Source organism: Zobellia uliginosa (genome assembly GCF_900156625.1).
In the GTDB taxonomy this organism is placed as follows: domain Bacteria; phylum Bacteroidota; class Bacteroidia; order Flavobacteriales; family Flavobacteriaceae; genus Zobellia; species Zobellia uliginosa.
Window position 1 is genome coordinate 33,888 of record NZ_FTOB01000006.1, and the last position, 17,161, is coordinate 51,048.

General features: G+C 43.9%; 15 protein-coding genes. 7 read left to right on the forward strand and 8 right to left on the reverse strand.

Translation table 11 applies throughout. The features are described from left to right. Positions 1-38 precede the first annotated feature (38 nt). Positions 39-1,592 carry a bifunctional ADP-dependent NAD(P)H-hydrate dehydratase/NAD(P)H-hydrate epimerase gene (locus BW980_RS17855; protein WP_076456532.1) on the reverse strand — a complete coding sequence of 518 codons (1,554 nt, stop codon included), beginning with the start codon at positions 1,590-1,592 and terminating at the stop codon, positions 39-41. 378 nt (positions 1,593-1,970) lie between these two features. On the opposite strand from BW980_RS17855, the gene thrA reads away from it, so the two are divergent. The 3 genes from thrA to thrC are packed head-to-tail and all read left to right on the forward strand — an operon-like array spanning position 1,971 to position 6,636. Beyond that, positions 1,971-4,415, forward strand: coding sequence for a bifunctional aspartate kinase/homoserine dehydrogenase I (gene thrA, locus BW980_RS17860; protein ID WP_076456533.1), 2,445 nt, complete (start codon positions 1,971-1,973; stop codon positions 4,413-4,415). 2 nt (positions 4,416-4,417) lie between these two features. Beyond that, positions 4,418-5,341, forward strand: coding sequence for a homoserine kinase (locus BW980_RS17865; RefSeq protein ID WP_076456534.1), 924 nt, complete (start codon positions 4,418-4,420; stop codon positions 5,339-5,341). Next, positions 5,341-6,636, forward strand: coding sequence for a threonine synthase (thrC, locus tag BW980_RS17870; RefSeq protein ID WP_076456535.1), 1,296 nt, complete (start codon positions 5,341-5,343; stop codon positions 6,634-6,636). The genes BW980_RS17865 and thrC overlap by 1 nt, the downstream gene beginning before the upstream one ends. Before the next feature lie 35 nt (positions 6,637-6,671). Here thrC and BW980_RS17875 read toward each other — a convergent pair whose 3' ends face one another. Further along, positions 6,672-8,288 (reverse strand): aminopeptidase P family protein, encoded by a 1,617-nt coding sequence (locus BW980_RS17875; RefSeq protein WP_076456536.1) that lies wholly within the window; start codon positions 8,286-8,288, stop codon positions 6,672-6,674. A gap of 142 nt (positions 8,289-8,430) precedes the next feature. Here BW980_RS17875 and gcvT point away from each other — a divergent pair, with 142 nt between their 5' ends. The 4 genes from gcvT (at position 8,431) to BW980_RS17895 (ending at position 11,614) form a co-directional block, all read left to right on the forward strand. Next, on the forward strand, positions 8,431-9,516 hold the full coding sequence (gcvT, locus tag BW980_RS17880; RefSeq protein WP_076456537.1) for a glycine cleavage system aminomethyltransferase GcvT: 1,086 nt from the start codon (positions 8,431-8,433) through the stop codon (positions 9,514-9,516). A 31-nt stretch (positions 9,517-9,547) separates the two neighbouring features. Further along, on the forward strand, positions 9,548-10,375 hold the full coding sequence (locus tag BW980_RS17885) for a sugar nucleotide-binding protein (protein WP_076456538.1): 828 nt from the start codon (positions 9,548-9,550) through the stop codon (positions 10,373-10,375). A 90-nt stretch (positions 10,376-10,465) separates the two neighbouring features. Beyond that, positions 10,466-10,753, forward strand: a complete 288-nt coding sequence (locus BW980_RS17890) for a 4a-hydroxytetrahydrobiopterin dehydratase (protein ID WP_013991861.1) — start codon at positions 10,466-10,468, stop codon at positions 10,751-10,753. A gap of 150 nt (positions 10,754-10,903) precedes the next feature. Next, positions 10,904-11,614: a YebC/PmpR family DNA-binding transcriptional regulator gene (locus BW980_RS17895; RefSeq protein WP_013991862.1), complete on the forward strand. Its 711-nt coding sequence runs from the start codon at positions 10,904-10,906 to the stop codon at positions 11,612-11,614. Positions 11,615-11,728: 114 nt separating this feature from the next. On the opposite strand, the gene BW980_RS17900 is transcribed toward BW980_RS17895, so the two are convergent. The 6 genes from BW980_RS17900 to BW980_RS17925 form a co-directional block, all read right to left on the reverse strand. Further along, positions 11,729-12,268, reverse strand: a complete 540-nt coding sequence (locus BW980_RS17900) for a 1-acyl-sn-glycerol-3-phosphate acyltransferase (RefSeq protein WP_076456539.1) — start codon at positions 12,266-12,268, stop codon at positions 11,729-11,731. A 77-nt stretch (positions 12,269-12,345) separates the two neighbouring features. Then, positions 12,346-13,473 carry an iron-containing alcohol dehydrogenase family protein gene (locus BW980_RS17905; RefSeq protein WP_076456540.1) on the reverse strand — a complete coding sequence of 376 codons (1,128 nt, stop codon included), beginning with the start codon at positions 13,471-13,473 and terminating at the stop codon, positions 12,346-12,348. Between the two features lie 4 nt (positions 13,474-13,477). Further along, on the reverse strand, positions 13,478-14,179 hold the full coding sequence (locus BW980_RS17910; RefSeq protein ID WP_076456541.1) for an HAD family hydrolase: 702 nt from the start codon (positions 14,177-14,179) through the stop codon (positions 13,478-13,480). Next, positions 14,170-14,883, reverse strand: coding sequence for a 3-deoxy-manno-octulosonate cytidylyltransferase (kdsB, locus tag BW980_RS17915; RefSeq protein ID WP_175609915.1), 714 nt, complete (start codon positions 14,881-14,883; stop codon positions 14,170-14,172). Before kdsB ends, BW980_RS17910 begins: the two co-directional genes overlap by 10 nt. Before the next feature lie 107 nt (positions 14,884-14,990). Next, positions 14,991-15,560: a DUF4126 domain-containing protein gene (locus BW980_RS17920; RefSeq protein ID WP_076456543.1), complete on the reverse strand. Its 570-nt coding sequence runs from the start codon at positions 15,558-15,560 to the stop codon at positions 14,991-14,993. Positions 15,561-15,664: 104 nt separating this feature from the next. Then, positions 15,665-17,104, reverse strand: a complete 1,440-nt coding sequence (locus BW980_RS17925) for an ATP-dependent DNA helicase (RefSeq protein ID WP_076456544.1) — start codon at positions 17,102-17,104, stop codon at positions 15,665-15,667. Positions 17,105-17,161: the final 57 nt, after the last annotated feature.

Consider the following 17,161-nt stretch of genomic DNA (forward strand, 5'->3'; position numbering starts at 1 on the left):
TAGAATCTTGAGTTTTTTTTATGTCATGAAATATTCCCCTATTGCTGAGCAGCTTCGTTTTCGTTCGACTGAGGCCTATTTTCAGGTACGGCAAACAAGTCGATAAAGGCCGCACCGATACTTTCGGCAACCGCACCAGCAGTCAATGCCTGGTAGCCTGTTTTTTCAACGGCTATATCCCCTGCCCTTCCATGTAGATACACCCCAAAAACAGCGGCATTAAGCGGATTGTATCCCTGAGCTATAAGTCCCGTTACCATACCGGTCAACAGATCACCCGTTCCACCGGTTCCCATACCCGGATTGCCCGTAGTGTTAATATACCCCTTTTCATCATAAAGGGTAATCGTATGCGAGCCTTTGATTACCAAAACACAATCGTATTTCTTTGAAAATGCTTTTGCCTTATCCAATTTATCAAAATCATCCTTCCAAGTACCGATCAATCTTTCCAATTCTTTGGGATGGGGGGTCAACACGCTTCGCGCGGGGATTTTTTCCAACAAATGCTTGTTTTCCGCAAGTATATTCAGGGCATCGGCATCGATTACCAAGGGCTTTTTATTGTTTATCAAAAAATCATCGAGAGCCTCTGCGCTACGTTCGTCTTTCCCCATTCCTACACCGATACCTATTACCGTAGGATCGATATCAAACTCAATTTTAGATAGAACATCTTCTTCGGCATCGGTTATGACCATGGCTTCGGGAAAATTCGTCTGCAGGGGCATATAGCCACATTTGGGAACATAGGCCGTTACCAAGCCGCTACCCGCATACAAACACGCCTTAGAAGCCAAATGCACCGCACCGATCTTACCATAACTGCCCCCAACGATGAGTCCGTGTCCGTGACTGCCCTTATGCGAAAATTTTTCCCTGGGGATATAGACCGGAAGCATTTCATTCTTTCCTATCAACTCATAATCCGTTTCCGTATTACTTAGGAATTCAGGGTCTAGACCAATATCCAAAACCTCCCATTGCTCGGTAAAGACACCCGTTTCAGGTAAGAAAAACACCAATTTCGGCACTTGAAAACTTAGGGTATGGTTCGCTTTTATCACTGCACTTTCATCTTGTGGCACCTTATCGGTGAACAATCCCGAAGGAATATCAACAGAAAGCACAAAGGCTTCCGATTGCTGGATATGGTCAAATAATTTTACCACCCAGGCATCGGGGGCACGGTTCAGGCCAATACCAAAAATGGCATCTACCACAATATCATCTCGTCCTATTTCGGGTAAAACGGAGCTTTCCTCCAAAAACTCGGGCCATACTTTCCGGTCTTTCAAACGGTCTAGGTTCACCAAAAAATCATCGGAGCGTTTCTTGCTATAATTTACAACGTACACCTCAATATTATAACCGTGTTCGAGTAAGTGCCTCGCCAATGCAATGCCATCGCCCCCATTATTACCAATACCACAAAAGAGGTGAATTTTGACCGGGGCGCCCTGAATTCTATAGTGCAGCCAATTGAAAAGTTGAACGGCAACGCCTTCCATCAATTCATCACTGCTTATGCCGTTCTTTTTTATCGTAGCCTTATCGGCTTCATAGATTTGCTTTGCTGAGAAAATTTTCATGTATACGATTGTAGAATTATCTGGTTGTTAAGTATGTATATGGTTTTCACCTGTTAGCTAGCCGCTTGAAACAATGGCACAATAGCTATAATTTTTTGTAAAAATCTCACAAAATTTTCAATAATGTAAGTAATTAACATTATAGCCCAATAACTAGCAACAAAAATTTGATTAAGAGTCCAAAAGTACTACTTTTGATGCTTTCATTTTTACAATGTACCAGCATATCGCAAACATATCAACTGAACTTTTCTTCACGACCAATGGTTCTATCAACACATTTGGCACCACCACCCCTTTGGGGTAGGCAAAAACATATCAGTTCGTTATCGCGTTATTTCGCACCCAATCTATTTTTAAGAGTTAATTTCCTCTAACATGAAAGTTTTAAAATTCGGCGGCACATCCGTAGCCAACGCCTCCAACATATCATTAGTAAAAAATATCGTATCCCAATCAGATGCCAAAAAAGCTATTGTTGTGGTATCTGCTTTCGGTGGTGTTACCAACCTCTTGTTGAATGCGGCGCAACAAGCCTCTGCCCAAAACCAAGGTTACAAATCTATTTTAAAAGAAATCGAAGCTCGACACTTAGATACGGCTAAGTCACTTATTCATGTAAGTGCCCAAAGCAAGGTACTAAGCAAGGTCAAAAGTGAAATCAACACTTTGGAAACCCTTCTGGAAGGTGCTTTTCTCATTGGGGAAATTACCCCGCGTCTTTCCGATAAAATTGTAAGTTACGGGGAGCTTCTATCATCGTATATCATCGACGAATATTTTATCCAAGAGGGTTTAAATTCCGCTTATATCGATAGCAGGGAACTGATCAAGACCAATGACATAAACGGTAAGGCTGCGGTCAATTTCGACCTGACCAATGATAATTGCGTAAAGTTTTTCGATAAAGACGACCACCAAGTCATTGTTATGGGAGGTTTTATAGCTTCATCTGAAAACGGCAACTCTACCACCTTAGGCCGTGGAGGTTCAGATTATACGGCCGCCATTGTAGCCGCGGCCATCAATGCCGAGTTCTTGGAAATATGGACGGATGTTAGCGGTATGTTTACCGCCAACCCAAAAATCGTAAAACAGGCCAAGGCCATTCCGCACATATCGTACGAAGAAGCCATGGAGCTATCGCATTTTGGCGCCAAGGTCTTATACCCCCCAACCATTCAACCGGTACTGGCGAAAGGTATATCCATCGTAATCAAAAATACATTTGAACCCGATAATTCCGGAACCTTAATTACCAAGAACAAAAACGAAAAAGGTAAGACGGTGCGCGGTATCAGCCATGTGGAAAACATTGCCCTTTTATCTCTAGAAGGTCCTGGAATGGTAGGTATACCCGGTATATCAAAACGCTTCTTTGAAGTCCTTTCCCTATCTGAAATAAGCGTAGTGCTTATTACCCAAGCCTCTTCGGAACACTCTATCTGCGTAGGTATTTCGGCCGAGGATATCGACAGGGCCACTGAAGTGGTAAATACCGCTTTTGAATACGAAATCGAACGCGGAAAGATAAAGCCCGTCATTGCCGAAGAAGATTTGGCCATCATAGCACTGGTCGGCGACAATATGAAAAGCCATCAAGGCCTGAGCGGTAAAATGTTCAGTACTTTAGGTAAGAACAACGTCAACTTACGTGTCATTGCACAGGGTGCTTCAGAGCGAAACATTTCGGCCGTTATCAAGAAAGAAGACGTTAAAAAAGCCCTCAACGCCCTTCACGAAGAGTTTTTTGAAGAAAACATCAAGCAGCTCAACCTGTTCGTAATGGGTGTGGGCAACGTAGGATCCAAATTACTGAAGCAGATCTACCAACAAAAGAAGTTTTTAAAAGAAAACCTAAAATTGAACATACGCGTCATTGGCATGTCGAATTCGCGCACCATGGTTTTTGACGAAAACGGCATCCCCCTTAAAAATTGGGAAGCTGAACTGGCCGCGGGACAAAAGGCCGACAAGGTCGAGTTCATGAAAAAGGTCAACGAGCTGAATTACCGCAACAGCATTTTTGTAGATAATACGGCGAGCGAGGAAGTTTCCAAAACCTACAACGCCTATTTGGGCAATAGCATTTCAGTAGTTACCTGTAACAAGATCGCCTGTTCTTCGGCCTATGAAAATTACCAAGAATTAAAGTCGCTTGCGCGAACTTATAACGCTCCGTTTTTATTCGAAACGAACGTTGGGGCAGGTTTACCTATTATAGATACATTAAAACATTTGATCGCCTCAGGTGACAAAATCCTCAAGATACAAGCCGTTCTATCCGGAAGCTTGAACTTTGTTTTCAACAACTTCAACGACAAGACCACGTTTCACGACATCGTGAAACAAGCGCAGCAAGAAGGTTATACCGAACCGGATCCCAAAATAGATTTGAGCGGTGTGGACGTGATGCGAAAAATCTTGATCTTGGCCCGTGAAAGCGGAAACCAATTAGAGATTGGCGATATCGAAAACAAATCGTTCTTACCTCAAGAAAGTCTTGACACCACGAACAATGAAGATTTCTTCGCTTCGTTGATCAAGCATGAAGATGACTTTCAAAAGATGTACAAAGAGGCCCAAGACGCCGATAGCAAATTAAAGTATGTGGCCCAATTCGAAAACGGAAAAGCCAGTGTAGGCCTTCAGGCCATCCCTAAGGGACACGACTTTTACAACTTGGAAGGCAGTGACAATATCGTTCTTTTCTATACGGAGCGCTACCCTAACCAGCCTATGATCATTAAAGGGGCCGGTGCAGGGGCCGACGTTACCGCCTCAGGCATTTTTGCCGATATCATTAGAATCGGAAATTTCTAATTATGGAAGAAATTAAAATATTCTGCCCGGCAACGATTGCCAATGTTTCTTGCGGATTTGATGTACTCGGTGTGGCCCTAGATAACGTTGGCGATATCATGGTGGTTCGAAAAACCCCGGAAAAGGGCATACGGATCACCAAACTAGAAGGCCAAGACCTCCCCATGGAAACCGAGCGCAATGTGGCCGGTGTAGCAGGCTTGGCACTTTTGGAAAAAGGCGACTACGAAGGTGGATTTGAAATAGAAATCTACAAAAAGATAAAGGCCGGAAGCGGAATCGGCAGCAGCGCAGCAAGTTCAACAGGGGCCGTTTGGGCCATGAACGAGCTATTGGGTAGGCCGTTTTCCACCCTTGAACTGGTTCAGTTTTCTATGGAAGGTGAACGCTTGGCAAGTGGCGTCGCCCATGCCGACAATGTAGCCCCCGCCCTATTTGGAGGCTTCACCCTGGTGCGCAGTTACGATCCCCTGGATATTATACCGATCCATACGCCCCCCGAATTGTACGCCACGGTAATCCACCCACAAATAGAAGTAAAGACATCGGACTCGCGAAAAATACTGAAAACCAACATCACCTTGGCCGACGGCATTAAGCAGTGGGGCAACGTGGGCGGGCTCATAGCCGGACTGTTCACCGAAGATTACGACCTCATCGGACGTTCTTTGGTCGACCATATTGTCGAGCCCATCCGCTCCATATTGATCCCCGGTTTTGACCAAGTAAAGAGTGAAGCCATAAATGCCGGTGCCCTAGGTTGCGGTATATCGGGTTCCGGGCCTTCAATTTTTGCGTTCAGCAAAGGCGAAGCTATCGCAAACGAAGTTGCGGCCGCCATGAAAAATGTATACAAGAACATTGGTATCGATTACGATGTTCACGTCTCTAAGATCAATCGTGAAGGAATAAAGACCCTACAATAATGAATTTTTACAGCCTAAATAAAAAAGCCCCAGAAGTTTCGTTTAAAGATGCGGTAATCAAAGGAATCGCTCCCGATAAAGGACTTTATTTTCCTGAACGGATAGAGCCCCTTCCCGCGCGTTTCTTTGAACATATCGAAGATTTGACCGATCATGAAATTGCGTTCAATGCCATTCACCAATTTGTATCCGATGAAATTCCCAACGACAGGCTCCGCGAAATCATTGCCAAGGTCCTTGACTTTGATTTTCCGGTAGTTGAAATTGAGGAAAACGTATCAACCTTAGAACTTTTTCACGGTCCCACCATGGCCTTTAAAGATGTTGGGGCACGCTTCATGGCCAATTGCCTTGGCTATTTTTCAGAAGGGGAAAAGCAAGATGTAACGGTATTGGTAGCCACTTCAGGTGACACCGGCGGTGCCGTAGCCAATGGTTTTTTAGGTGTCGAAGGCGTTCGTGTAGTCATTTTATACCCGAACGGAAAAGTAAGCGATATTCAAGAACGACAGCTGACCACCTTAGGTCAAAATATAACCGCCCTTAGAGTAGACGGTACCTTTGACGACTGTCAGAAAATGGTAAAGACCGCTTTCATAGACGGAGACCTTCTGGAAAAAATGCAACTGACATCGGCCAACTCTATCAATGTAGCGCGCTGGCTGCCCCAATTGTTCTATTTTCTGTTCGCCTACAAACAGGCAAAAGCAAAGGGAAAGGAGATTGTTTTCTCCATCCCCAGTGGCAACTTCGGAAACATCTGTGCCGGTATGGTAGCCCAACGTTTAGGTATGCCCGTAAAACACTTTATTGCCGCCACCAACGTCAACGATACCGTACCCGAGTTCATGAGAACGAAGGAATACGCCCCCAAGCCCTCTACACCGACCATCTCAAATGCCATGGATGTGGGCGACCCAAGTAATTTCATTCGCATCAGACATTTGTACCAAGATAATTTTGAAGCGTTAAAGGAAAACCTTTCTTCGTACGCCTTCTCCGATGCGGAAACTAGGGAAACCATGAAAAAAGTATACGCCAAAAGTGGTTACATTGCAGATCCCCATGGGGCTGTCGGTTATTTAGGGTTGAAGAAATACCAAGAAACCCACCCCGATTGCTACGGTATCTTTTTAGAAACCGCACACCCCGTAAAATTTTTAGATGTAGTGGAAGACACCATTGGCCGTTCAGTCGATATTCCCGAACAGATCAAACAGGTGATGGACAAAGAAAAGAAGTCCATTTTCATAAAGGAATACGACGAGCTCAAACAATACCTATTGAACCGATAATAAAAAAGCCCCTAAATAATTTTAGGGGCTTTTTATTAATTCAATTTGGGAAGCTCAAATTTGTCCAACGGACTCGGTTGCTTCATAACTTTTTCTATGTCCTCCGCCTTTCTCGGTGCCATGGCCGACAGGTTTATCGGCCCGTCTTTCGTTATTAGGATATCATCTTCTATCCGTACCGCTATGCCCCACCATTTTTCATCACAATCACTTCCTTCGGGAATATAGATACCCGGCTCTACCGTAATTACCGTATTTTCCTGAAAAGGCCTATAGGTTCCGGCATCATGTACATCTAAGCCTAAATAATGCGAAGTACCATGGGGGAAATAAATACGGGCCTCTTCTTCCTTTTTAATAATACCCAGTTTCAACAGACCTTCGGCGACCACTTTGCTCGCGGCTTGCCCCGGGGCCTGGAAAGGGGCACCGACCACACTGGCCTTAATACCCGCTTCCTGAGCTTCGTATACAATATTGTATATCTGTTTTTGTTCCTTGGTAAACTTTCCGTTAGCCGGTATGGTTCGGGTAACATCGGCCGTGTACCCACGGTATTCGGCCCCTAGGTCCATCAACACCAAATCATTGCCTACCTGAGGTTTATTGTTTTCAATGTAATGCAAAATACATCCATTATTGCCCCCTCCTACAATAGAAGGGTAGCCTTCGTATTCCGCACCGTATTTCTTATAGACGTATTCGTGCACCCCTTGGATTTCGGTTTCCGACATGTTCGGGTGCATGGCCTTCATCACCTCTACCTGCCCCACTGCCGAAATTTCTATGGCTTTTTTCAAAAGCATCATTTCTTCCTCAAGTTTGGTCTCGCGTAAAGTCGCCATAATCTCGCCCAGTGTTGAGGAATCCAAATTATGGGCATCGAGCTTTAGGGAAACCTTTTGCTTTATTTCATTTCGTAACTCATCGTCCCCGGCATTTACAAATCCGCTTAAAAGTTCATCTTCCCGTAACTTTTCGTCCCGGTTCAAATAACGCCCCAATACTTGGGCCACATTGGCACTGTTCTCAACATCGGTAGCTGTGATCATCGAATAAAACCGCTCTTTAGAACCATCGTAGTCAGCCGGGTAATTGGTTTTCTCCTTAAAGGCCTGTATCAAATCAAAGAGGTCAGCCCCGTCACTTGAATCGCGATAATCGTTCTTAAAATCAAAGAACAGCACCTTATCGAACTTTTGAAAATCGACGGCCGCTTGTTTGAACGCACTACCGTTAAAGACCGATTTGAAACCCAATTTACTTTTAGCCCCTTCTATTCCCAAACGCTTTCCGTTCCATTGCTCGGCCCTCGGGTCACGCTCCTGTACGTAAAGCATTTCGTTGTACACCCCTCCATTGGCATCTTTTTGATCTTCCGAAAAAATAAGCAAGACCGAATTCGGCTCCTTATAGCCCGTCAAGTAATAAAAATTGGGATCTTGATGGTAGACGTAATCTACGTCATTGGCGCGATTTCTAACAGCGTTGGCAAAAAAAACGGCCACACTATTGGCGGGCATCATTTTTCGGACCGCTTCCCTTCTGTTCTTGTGAAAATCGGCCGAAAGGAAATCGGAAGGTTCATCTTGGGCCATACTGGACAAAGGAGCCATACATATCGCTACCATTACATAAAGTAGTCTTACCATTTTATTTTTTTTAGAGGTTTGATCTTTTCGCTTTGAAACAATGCACCGGGTAATTTACAAAGATTATGCAAAACATATCAAACCGCAATTATACAATAGTTAAATATTTCAATAGCTTTGTAAGCCTAAAAAGAGAAGTACGATGAAAAATACTGCGTTGACCCAGACCCATGAAGCCTTAGGCGCAAAAATGGTACCCTTTGCCGGATACAATATGCCTGTTTCTTATGAAGGCATAAATGTAGAACACGAGACCGTTCGCAAAGCTGTGGGTGTTTTTGATGTTTCCCATATGGGAGAGTTTTTGATCGAGGGCCCGAAAGCCCTAGACCTTATTCAAAAAGTATCGTCTAACGATGCCTCTAAACTTACCCTTGGAAAAGCGCAATACAGCTGCCTCCCGAATGAAACAGGAGGGATTGTCGATGATCTTATCGTGTATCGCATAAAAGAAGAAACCTACCTTTTGGTAGTCAACGCTTCGAACATTGACAAAGATTGGGCACATATCTCAAAATACAATGAAGAAATAGGTGCTACCATGCGCAATATTTCTGACGAATTTTCACTTTTGGCCATCCAAGGGCCTAAAGCCGTTGAAGCGATGCAATCGCTGACATCGGTCGATTTGGCCAGCATCAAGTTCTACAATTTTGTGGTGGGCGATTTCGCGGGAATCGACAATGTCATTATTTCGGCTACCGGCTATACCGGATCGGGCGGATTTGAAATTTATTGCAAGAACAGCGAGGTACAGCAAGTATGGGACAAGGTTTTTGAAGCAGGAGCCGCCTACGACATCAAACCCATAGGTCTTGCCGCACGTGACACCCTACGTCTTGAAATGGGCTATTGCCTGTACGGTAACGATATTGACGACAGCACCTCTCCCTTTGAAGCTGGATTGGGCTGGATCACCAAGTTCACCAAAGATTTTGTAAACAGCGAAGCCTTGGCCAAAATAAAGGCGCATGCCCCAGAACGCAAGTTGATCGGATTTGAACTTGACGAAAGAGGGATACCAAGACAGGGGTACGACATAGTGGACGGACAAGGAAAGACCATTGGCGTTGTAACCTCTGGTACCATGTCCCCTTCGCTGGGCAAGGGTATAGGTCTAGGTTACGTCCCTAGCGTATTTGCCGAAGCAGGCAGTAAAATACACATTCAAATCAGAAAAAATGCGGTACCGGCCACTATTGTAAAGCCGCCTTTTTACAAAGGATAAGCGGCACAGACACATAAGAGAGGGGAGAAAGATGGACGACGGAAGTAAAAAAATTCTCATTTTAGGAGCCAGTGGTTTTTTGGGCCATGCCATATACAAAGAGCTATGCAACTATTTTGACACCTACGGCACGTATAATTCGGCCAGACGATCATTTGAAGGCAACAAGCAGTTCTTCAAATACAATATGGAAGAGGATGATGTTCATGAAATTCTCGAAAAGGTACGCCCAAAAGTAATCGTATCGGCCGTCAGGGGAAATTTTGCATCTCAAATCGTGGCCCATCGACACCTTGTCGAATACGTAAAGGAAAACGATTGTTGTCTATACTTCCTCTCTTCCGCCAATGTGTTTGACGCCTATAGCAAATACCCTTCCTACGAGCATGATAAAACGCTTTCGGAGAGTGTATACGGACGACTGAAGATCAAGATCGAAAATATGCTCCTTAGGCTTCCCCAAAAAAAAATGGGCATACTGCGTATACCCATGGTTTTCGGAAATAGCTCTCCACGGGTAAAGGATATTAAAAGATACATTTGGGACAATGCCCCTGTTGAAGTTTTTCCCAATCTGGTCTTGAACGTAACCAATGACGACAAACTCACCCAGCAGATCCATTACCTCATCAACAGAAATAAAAGGGGAATCTTTCATCTTGGCAGTAACGACCTTGTGCACCACGAAGACTTCACAAAAGAAATCGTAGAGCGCATCGGTGATTTCACCCCAATCTACAAGCGGGTATTCACTACTAACGACGAACGATATCTCGCCGTATTGCCTCGAGACAACAAACTCCCTAAAAACCTACAGTTTAGCTATCAAGATGTAATAGACCACCATGTGATGCGCTAGAACTCACAATAAGGGTGTATTTTATCCCCGAAGAAATTTGAAATGATTAATTTCAGGTTTTTGTAACCACGCAAATACAGCAACACACCTATGAAAAAATTATCTGAACAAGAAATCGAAAGTCAACTTGCCAAGCTTGACGGTTGGGATTACGCCAATGGCGCCATTGAAACCTCCTTCGAATTCAAGGACTTTAAAGAAACTTTTTCGGTAATGACCCGTATTGCCTTTGAATGCGAGGCCCAAGGGCACCACCCCGACTGGAGCAACGTTTACAACTCATTGCATATTCGGCTGAACACCCACGATGTAGGAGGTCTTACGGAAAAAGATTTTAAGTTGGCGCATAGTATTGAAGCGATTATTGAAAGTGAATAAAAGGTAGCCCTATTTGGCAAAATAATATTCCTGTACGGTCCAAAAACGCCGCTTATGCAAACTTCTTTTGAAATGGTGAGGGCCAAGTACTTGCAACCGTTGTCAATTTTATTAAATTTGCTACCTTCAACAAATATTTAGTTACAGATTATGGGAAGAGCTTTTGAGTTTCGAAAAGCACGTAAAATGAAGCGATGGTCAGCTATGTCAAAGGCCTTTACTCGTATAGGAAAGGATATTGTAATAGCTGTAAAAGAAGGAGGACCGGATCCGGACTCCAACTCAAGACTTAGGGCGGTCATCCAGAACGCCAAGTCGGTAAACATGCCCAAGGACAATATTGAGCGCGCCATTAAAAGAGCCTCCGATAAGAGTCTAGGCGATTATAAAGAGGTACTCTTCGAAGGTTACGCACCCCATGGTATAGCCATACTCATCGAGACCGCTACCGACAACAATACCCGCACCGTTGCCAACATCAGGAGTTATTTCAATAAATGCGATGGAAGCTTGGGCACATCGGGCTCTGTAGAATTTATGTTCGACCACACTTGTAATTTTAGAATCCCTGCAGAGGGTATCGACCCCGAAGAACTGGAACTGGAACTTATTGACTTTGGAGCGGAAGAGGTTTTTGTAGATGATGACGGTATTTTGATCTATGCCCCTTTTGAAAGCTTTGGAGCCATTCAAAAAGAACTGGAAAACAGGGAAATTGAAATCTTATCCTCAGGATTCGAGCGCATTCCACAAGTAACCAAGCAACTTTCAGAGGAAGAAGCTGCCGATGTTGAGAAACTTTTAGAAAAAATAGAGGAAGACGACGACGTTCAGAACGTCTACCATACGATGCAAGAATAGCATTCGATAACGAAAGTTATTTCACACATTAAAAAAGCGGCCTATTGGGCCGCTTTTTTAATAGGGTAAACCTAAGTTTCTACGATGCAAAAAACTTTTCTTCCTTAGCACAACTTATGGCTGCCGTGGTATCTTTCCGACTACACCTTTAAAAAAAGCTTCGTAGACTTTAAAGTCGGCGTCTTTATCATCGGTAGTATACAAAGGTTCTGAAATCTTGACCTGTTTTTTACCGAAATCGAAGGCCACCAGCACAACGGGCACTTGGGCGCCTTTGGCGATATAATAGAACCCCGTTTTCCATTTATCCACTTTTTTGCGGGTACCTTCAGGAGCAATGGTCAACCTAAACTTCTTCCGCTCTTGAAATACCTTTACCGTGGCCGAAACCATATCGTTATTCTTACTACGATCAATGGGCTCTCCTCCCAGCTTCCTAAATATAAAACCGAAAGGAAAGGCAAAGAGACTTTTTTTACCTACAAAATTGATGGATTCATTCCATATTTCCCGTATCAACAAGCCGAGAAAAAAATCGACATAACTGGTATGTGGAACGACGGCAATGACAAACTTATCTAAATGACCTGGAAATTTGCCGACCATCTTCCAGCCCATCAGCTTGAAATAAATAAAACGGGCCAATCTTTGCATAGAGGAAACTTTAAATTAAAGAAAACAACGGATAGGCATCAAAATGCCCGACCACTTTCCTTTAAGCGATAGGAAAGTTATATTTTTTCATAAATAGACCTCAACTTTTCAGGAGTAATGGTTTCCCTCCAGTTCTTACCTAAGGCGTTTTCCCATAAGGGAACCATATTCATGGCCACGGAAATCATTGTCTCAAAATCGGCATCACTTAGGTTGGCACAAACCCCTTGCGGCAATGCAATACCATGCTTTTGTCTCATTTCGTGAAAAAGGGCAACGCCTTGAGGATAAAACTCCTCCAAGTGTTGAAACACCAAACAATTGCCAATACCATGTTTAACCCCCAACAAATAGCCGAGACCGTAACTCATGGCATGGGCCACACCCACCTGTGAATAAGCTATGCTCATACCCCCGTGCCATGATGCCATCATTAATTTATCGCGCGACTCTTCTGGGGACAAACTCCCCAAATAAACCTCTTTGCAGAGCTCTAAGGCCTTTTCACCATAACTTTGGCTAAAGGCGTTCAGGTAAGTTCCTGTCAATGACTCTATACAATGGATATAACAATCCATACCCGTATAGAACCACTGCTCTTTGCTGACCCCTTGGGTCAAATCGGGATCTAAAAGCACTTGGTCGAAAGTGGTATGGTCGGAGTTGATTCCTAATTTTTTTTCGGGCCCCAAGAGTACGGTAGTTCTAGAAACCTCGGCACCGGTACCGCTTATGGTAGGTATTCCGACATGGAATACGGCAGGTTTGTGAACCAGGTCCCAACCTTGATAATCAGAAGAACTCCCTTTGTTGGTCAGCAAGATGGCCACGGCCTTTGCCAAGTCAAGCAATGTTCCGCCACCGATTCCGACGATACCAGAGGGCAGATCCCCGAATTCGGCCTTTATCTTATCGACCAAGACATCTACTTGGGTCGTTTTCGGCTCTTCTTCCGCCGAAATAAAAATAATCTGATCATTAAAAATCAAAGGGATTCTTTTCGCCAATTCGGTATTCTCAAAAACATCATCGACCAAAAAAATAAACGGTGCTTCGGAATGCTTCCTTCTCGGCATTAAAATAGCTCCCAATTGATTAAAACTCCCCCTTCCGAATACCACCCTGGGTACCATTGGAAAATTCTTGTATTCAGTATTCACACTAATTGTTTCGGGCTTGTGGCCCATATCTTTTCTAACCTCCATAGTCTTATTTCAAATACCCCAAAATATCCGTCAATCTATTTATTTTCAGATATTTATAATCATCCTCATCTACTTTGACCTCTTCATGCTGCCAGGTGGTATGAAAAGGAACATGAACCGCCTGGGCCCCAATATTCACAAGGGGAAGAACATCTGATTTCAAAGAGTTTCCAATCATAAGAAATTCGTTTACATCAATCTGCAAATGGTTCAACAAATGTAGATAGTTTTCTTCTTTTTTATCGCTCAAAACCTCTACATGTTGAAAAAATTCGGAAAGTCCCGATCGTTCCAGTTTACGTTCTTGATCCAATAAGTCTCCTTTGGTCAATACTATTAACCGATAATTTACGCTCAATTTACGTAAAACTTCCCTTACACCGTCTAACAATTCTACAGGTTGCCTTAACATCTCTTTACCAATATTCAAGATTTCGCCGATCGTTGCCTGCGAAACCCTATTGTTCGACAGCTCCAATGCCGACTCTACCATTGAAAGCATAAATCCCTTAACCCCATAACCGTAAAGCTCTAGGTTTTTGATTTCCATTCTGAACAACTCTTGATCAATGGTATTCATGGTTTCGTACCCTTCGAGAAGCTTGCCAAACTTTGTTTCGGCCTCCCTAAAATAGGTTTCATTCACCCATAGCGTATCATCGGCATCAAAACCGACGACCTTAATATTACTATAGTCTACTTCCATGCCTGTTGTGCTCTTTTCAAATCTTCAGGGGTATCGATTTCTATTCCGGAAACCGTAGTTTCCACCATTTTTATTTTTTTACCATACTCCAAGTAACGTATGGCCTCTATCTTTTCTATGGCTTCCAAGGGCAGCATTGGCAACCTTTGGAAGTCCATCAAGGCACGTTTTCTAAAGGCATAGATACCTTTGTGCTTATAATATATGCTCTCTATATCCTTATTTCTAGGATAAGGAATAGGCGAACGCGAAAAATACAATGCAAAATTTCGGTTGTCAACTATAACCTTGACCGTATTCGGGTTGCTTATTTCCCCTGCATCGGTAATACGCACCATTAACGAAGCCAAGTCGATTTCTTCATCGGGGTCCTGCTTAAACACTTCCAAGACCCCTGCCAGGCTCTCTCGATCGGTAAAAGGTTCATCCCCCTGAACATTGACAATGATATCAACGTCCATATGGGTAACGGCCTCAGCAATACGGTCACTACCACAGTCGTGCTCTTTTTGGCTCATTAAGGCTTGGCCCCCGGCACTTATTATGGTGTTGTAAATAACATCGCTATCGGTTACAACGAACACCTCGTCGAAGAGTCCGGTTTTAACCGCAGCTTCATAAGTTCGTAATATAACCGGCTTACCCGAAAGGTCTTGCATCAACTTTGCCGGAAATCGCGATGCCGCATAACGCGCCGGTATCATGGCTATTATTTTCACTTTACTATAGTATTATCGTTAACTACATATTTTTTTACTTCATACCCACGGCCAAAACATCCGTTTGCATGAGGTTAGTGTTCAAACAGTATCTATCTTTTTATCCTAGGCCTTAGTTTTCTATAGATCCTAAAAATCAATGCTAAAATGATAACCACCAAAAACGCGGCCAAGATCGGGGCGAATATAGAGGCCGTGGTCACGACCAAGGCGGTACCCGTCTCTACGGTCGAAACCAAGGGATTTCCCAATCCTCCGGTGGTAGCCGTTGAAGCCAATCTACTGGTCGCCCCTGCCCCTTTAATGGCCGTAGCGGTGCCACCACCGGCTATTATGGCCAAAGACCAGGTAACCACAGGGTCAAGATCCGCTACGGTAGACACCATTACTGCCGTACCCGCAATAGCGGCCAAAGGTACCGCAAAGCTATCTAAAACATTATCTACCCAAGGGATAAAATAGGCGAAAATTTCTACTAAGGTGGCTACGCCCAGCGTAATCAAAGCCGCTAAACTACCGATCCACTGCCAGCTCTCGTTCAACTCCCAGACTCCTGTGTAGGAGGCCAGACTCAATGCGAAAAGCGGCAAGAATACACGAAAGCCAACCGAAGCGGCCAAGCCTACCCCTAAAAATATACTGATAATGGTATCTGATGTCATCTCAACTAAAATTATTTCATTCCGCCATTCGCCCCGTTAAGTCCAGGCCTCCCCTTCAGCGGCAAACCGATTTAAAACTAGCCCTTTACCTATACGAATTTAGCCTATTCCGAATCAACAAAAAAATCATCCTTAAATCCGATAAGGTACAATTGTTTTTTGGCCCTTGTTACGGCGGTATACAACCAGCGCAAATACTCTTTATCCACACCGTTCGGCAAGTAGGGCTGCTCCACGAAAACCGTATTCCACTGCCCTCCCTGTGATTTATGACAGGTGATGGCATAGGAAAACTTGACCTGTAGCGCATTAAAATACTTATTATTCTTTACTCCCAAAAACTTCTTGTACTTTGAACTTTCGTTGGCGTAGTCCTTCATTACCTCCTGATACAACCTATTGCCTTCTTCATAGGGCAATGAGGGCGTTTCGGCCTTTATGGTATCTAACAGAAGTACCGTTTCAAAAGGTTTTTGATTGGGATAATCTACCATTTGCACCTTCACTTCGGCAAATCGAAAGCCGTACAGTTCTTTAATGGCAAAGATCTCGAGCACCTCTATGATATCCCCATTGGCAATAAAACCCGCCTCCGTATTCGGACTCAGCCAAAAATAGTTGTTCTTGACCACCATCATATAATCACCCACGGCCAACTCGTTCTCTAGAAACAAGATCCGACTGCGGATGTTTTCATTATAGAGGTTGGCCCTTTTGTTGGAGCGCACGATAAATGCGGTCTCTTCCTTTCCGTTTTCCGAATAACTGTTGTCAATGGCTTCCTGTATTTCATATCCATCAACGAGCCTGACGATATCCTTGTAGGTATCGAGGTGAAATTGAAAATTTTCAAAGAAACTTCCTTGTAATTGCTCACGAAGCAGGGTGGCGTTAACCAAAATCCCGGAATTTTCAGCCTGGCGCACCACCTCGTCAAGTTCCAATCGTATGACTTCCTTATTATAATTTAAGGCCAGTTTATCGGGATCCAAGGCCGGACTCAAATCTAAGTGCACCGGTGGCAATTGGGCGGTATCACCGATTAAAATAAGCTTACAGTTATGTCCCGAATACACAAACTGTATCAGGTCATCTAACAAAGAACCGTTTTCAAAGAGCTTTGAATCGGTGGGTGCATCGGGTATCATAGACGCCTCATCGACGATAAATATGGTATTGCGGTGCTTGTTGGGCGCCAAGACAAACTGTATTCCCCCACCCCCCTGTTTCTTAGGGAAGTAGATCTTTCTATGGATCGTAAAGGATTGCGTATTGGCGTAGTTCGACATTACCTTGGCCGCACGTCCCGTCGGGGCCATAAGTACGGCTTTCATGGTGGTTTTCCAAAGGCTGTTGACCAAGGTTCCGACAAGGGTGGTTTTACCCGTACCCGCAAAGCCTTTTAGAAGGAATACGTCCTCCTTTCGCTTTGAAAGTATAAAGATGGCCAACTTTTCTAAGGCTATAGCCTGCTTCAGCGTAGGTTCGTGTGGAAATTTTTCCTTGAGAATTTTATAAAAAGATGCATCGGTCAACATTGTCATAGACCTCAAATATAAACAGGATTTTTGGGCGAAAAACTTTTGCGATTGAAAAAAAAT

What these genes read in the sequence shown, in the direction of transcription:
- BW980_RS17895 (WP_013991862.1), top strand. Translation starts at nt 10,904, where the DNA reads ATGGGAAGAGCTTTTGAGTTTCGAAAAGCACGTAAAATGAAGCGATGG.
- BW980_RS17890 (WP_013991861.1), top strand. Translation starts at nt 10,466, where the DNA reads ATGAAAAAATTATCTGAACAAGAAATCGAAAGTCAACTTGCCAAGCTT.
- BW980_RS17885 (WP_076456538.1), top strand. Translation starts at nt 9,548, where the DNA reads ATGGACGACGGAAGTAAAAAAATTCTCATTTTAGGAGCCAGTGGTTTT.
- BW980_RS17905 (WP_076456540.1), bottom strand. Translation starts at nt 13,473, where the DNA reads ATGGAGGTTAGAAAAGATATGGGCCACAAGCCCGAAACAATTAGTGTG.
- BW980_RS17865 (WP_076456534.1), top strand. Translation starts at nt 4,418, where the DNA reads ATGGAAGAAATTAAAATATTCTGCCCGGCAACGATTGCCAATGTTTCT.
- BW980_RS17855 (WP_076456532.1), bottom strand. Translation starts at nt 1,592, where the DNA reads ATGAAAATTTTCTCAGCAAAGCAAATCTATGAAGCCGATAAGGCTACG.
- kdsB (WP_175609915.1), bottom strand. Translation starts at nt 14,883, where the DNA reads ATGATACCGGCGCGTTATGCGGCATCGCGATTTCCGGCAAAGTTGATG.
- BW980_RS17910 (WP_076456541.1), bottom strand. Translation starts at nt 14,179, where the DNA reads ATGGAAGTAGACTATAGTAATATTAAGGTCGTCGGTTTTGATGCCGAT.
- BW980_RS17925 (WP_076456544.1), bottom strand. Translation starts at nt 17,104, where the DNA reads ATGACAATGTTGACCGATGCATCTTTTTATAAAATTCTCAAGGAAAAA.
- BW980_RS17920 (WP_076456543.1), bottom strand. Translation starts at nt 15,560, where the DNA reads ATGACATCAGATACCATTATCAGTATATTTTTAGGGGTAGGCTTGGCC.
- thrC (WP_076456535.1), top strand. Translation starts at nt 5,341, where the DNA reads ATGAATTTTTACAGCCTAAATAAAAAAGCCCCAGAAGTTTCGTTTAAA.
- BW980_RS17875 (WP_076456536.1), bottom strand. Translation starts at nt 8,288, where the DNA reads ATGGTAAGACTACTTTATGTAATGGTAGCGATATGTATGGCTCCTTTG.
- thrA (WP_076456533.1), top strand. Translation starts at nt 1,971, where the DNA reads ATGAAAGTTTTAAAATTCGGCGGCACATCCGTAGCCAACGCCTCCAAC.
- gcvT (WP_076456537.1), top strand. Translation starts at nt 8,431, where the DNA reads ATGAAAAATACTGCGTTGACCCAGACCCATGAAGCCTTAGGCGCAAAA.
- BW980_RS17900 (WP_076456539.1), bottom strand. Translation starts at nt 12,268, where the DNA reads ATGCAAAGATTGGCCCGTTTTATTTATTTCAAGCTGATGGGCTGGAAG.